This window comes from Arthrobacter sp. 9MFCol3.1 (assembly GCF_000620385.1).
In the GTDB taxonomy this organism is placed as follows: Bacteria; Actinomycetota; Actinomycetes; order Actinomycetales; family Micrococcaceae; genus Arthrobacter.
In genome coordinates this window covers 1-1,551 of record NZ_KK211133.1, presented here as the reverse complement: position 1 = coordinate 1,551, position 1,551 = coordinate 1, and the positions used below count along the sequence as shown (strand labels likewise).

The 1,551-nt window shown below is 73.8% G+C and carries 1 protein-coding gene; it reads right to left on the bottom strand.

Translation table 11 applies throughout. From position 1 onward, the window contains the following. Positions 1–80: 80 nt before the first annotated feature. Positions 81–1,551: HNH endonuclease (locus C560_RS22510; protein WP_231494411.1), on the bottom strand; the 1,471-nt coding region annotated here is incomplete at its 5' end.

Below are 1,551 nucleotides of genomic sequence, written 5' to 3'. Positions count from 1 at the left end.
GTCCGAGCCGCACGACTCGCCCGATCGTCGGGGCCGTTGCCGTCCGAGCCGCACGGCCCACCCGGCCGTCCGGGCCGCTGTCACGCGGCGACCACGGGATCTGTGGGTCGGAAGTATGTGTTCCGGCGGGGTGTCTGGGCGGGGTCGAGGTGGGGTGGCGGGATGAACCAGGGGATGCCGGTCCGCATCTTGATGTTCCAGTGTTCCTTGTGGATCACGTGGTGGTGATGGGAGCAGAGCAGGGTTCCGTTCCCGGTTCCGGTGGTTCCGCCGCGGGACCAGTAGGTGATGTGGTGGGCCTCGCACCAGGGTGCGGGGATGGTGCAGCCGGGGAAGGCGCAGCCGCGGTCCCGGGCGGTGATGGCCTTGCGGATGTGCGGCGGGAAGACCCGGGAGGCGCGGCCGATGTCCAGGACCTGGCCCTTCCCGCCGAGGAGGACCGGGATGATGTCGGCGTCGCAGGCGATTTTGCGGATGGTGCCGGTGGTGACGGGGCCGGTGAACAGCAGTGAGCCGGTCTGCTGCGGCGCCCCTGTGCTGTGCGGGGAGCGGGGTCCGCGGCGCGGGGCGCCTGCTGTGGCGCCGCGGGAGTCCTGGAGCCGGGTGAGCAGGTCGCGGTAGTCGATGGTGGCCATGACCTGGGGCCGGAGCCCGCCGGCGGCGGGCAGCCCTCCGTTTGCCAGTGCCGCCTTGCAGGCGCCGACCAGCCCGTCGAGCAGCCGTTGCGGCCGGGAGCGGAGGTCCAGGGCCGGCAGCGAGGGGTCCTCTTCGGCCGTGGCGGGCTCATCAGCCGCGCAGGGCGCATCCGCCGGGCCGGTGTCGGCCCGGACGGCCCCGGGAGTGCCAACGCCGGCAGCACTCGTGCCGCCACCGGATGCCGCGCCGGCAGGGCTGTTCCCGGCGTCGGGGCCGGTGCGGGGGTTGGTGGCGGTGTTCATCACGGTGATCAGGTGTTCGAACTGGTCCGCGGTGGCGAAGATTTCCAGGTGCTGCAGGCCGTGGCGGGGTTTGCGGAGGAAGGCGCCCTGGAGCTGGCGGAGCAGTTCTTCGGAGGGTTCGGCGCCGTCCTGGTCCAGCGCCTCGGCCCAGCTGCGGCTGACGCGGGCGAGGAAGTCGGTGTCGTTCTCGGCCGCGGTGCGGGTCAGGGCGTGCTCCATCGCCGCTGCGGCCTCGGGGAGGCAGCTGTGCCGGACCCGGTCCAGGGCGAGCGTGATGAGGGTCGCGGCCCGGGACGCGACCTCGCCGGCCGCGACGGCGGCTCCGAGCTCCGGGTGCACGGCCGGCATGGGCCGGCCGGTGAGTCCCTGCCGGGGCAGCAGGGTGTCGGCGAGGCAGAGCCGGCGCTTGGCCTCCGCGGCGCCGATCCGCAGCCGCGCCCGCAGGAACTCCGCCGTGTTCCGGTACCCGTCATCCAGCACCGATTCCGGCACCGCCGTACCGGACACGCCGGCAGTCGCCGCCGTTCCAGGGGTTCCGGCGGGCGCAGCACCAGACACGCCGCAGGTCACGGCCCCTACCGACGTCCCGGAGGGAGCCGAAGGCAAGGAGGTG